1 protein-coding gene is annotated in these 877 nt (G+C 44.1%); it reads right to left on the reverse strand.

The genetic code is table 11. From position 1 onward, the window contains the following. Positions 1-31 precede the first annotated feature (31 nt). Positions 32-799 carry an IS5 family transposase gene (locus tag AAE02nite_RS26115; RefSeq protein ID WP_146905881.1) on the reverse strand — a complete coding sequence of 256 codons (768 nt, stop codon included), beginning with the start codon at positions 797-799 and terminating at the stop codon, positions 32-34. Positions 800-877 lie beyond the last annotated feature (78 nt).

An 877-nucleotide genomic window follows, 5' to 3' on the forward strand; every position in this document is an offset into this window, starting at 1 on the left:
GAGCATGTTTAAATTCATAATATATTGGTAATTAGTCACATCTATTAAGAACAACTTGACAATTGTGCCACAAAATCCAAGCTTCTGCACTGGTAGTAGTCTTTTCATGGTCTTTGTCGAGCCTTCTAAAGAAGTTGAACATACCAAAACCCCGCTCACTTACCCAGCGCCACTTGATAGGTACAAAGCCTTGGGTGTGGGGAGGTTTAGCCGTAATTTCCAGTTCCACACCCAGCATGTTGTGGGTTACCCACTCGTGGAACACCTTTGCATACGCTTCATCGGCCAGTATCTTTTGCATTCTGTCCAAATAGCCTAGCAAAGGGTCTACTACCCGCTGGGCCATGCTGCCGTCGGCTAAGTTAGCCGCATGTACGACCACGCCCCAGATGAGACCAAGTGTATCGGTAATAACATGCCGTTTGCGCCCCTTTATCTGCTTGTTACCATCTGCTCCGGTGTCTTGCTGAATGAAAGCAGCTACTTTAATCGATTGTGAATCAATGCTCAACAGACTAGGTGTGTCCGCTTTTTCCTGCCGCCGTCGTTCTTTTATATTCAGCTGCCAATTAAGTTTTGCCAACGTACCATCGGTTTGCCATTTACTAAAATAATAATACACCAACTGCCATTTAGGAAAACTATCGGGCAAGTTCCGCCACTGACTACCGATGCGGAGCATCCAAAAAATAGCATCTATAATCTCCCGCAGCGAATGTTTACGCTTGCGTTGCACCGGCAATATTTCTTTTATAACTTCCCACTGCGAGTCAGTTAGTCTCTTATATTGAGATTCCATAACTTAATCGTTTCGTCACTTTTAACTTACGGGCTGACTCGTTTTTTTTTGCCCTCCTTAAAATTTAAACATGCTCTT

The sequence above is a fragment of the Adhaeribacter aerolatus genome, from assembly GCF_007991635.1.
Lineage (GTDB): Bacteria > Bacteroidota > Bacteroidia > Cytophagales > Hymenobacteraceae > Adhaeribacter > Adhaeribacter aerolatus.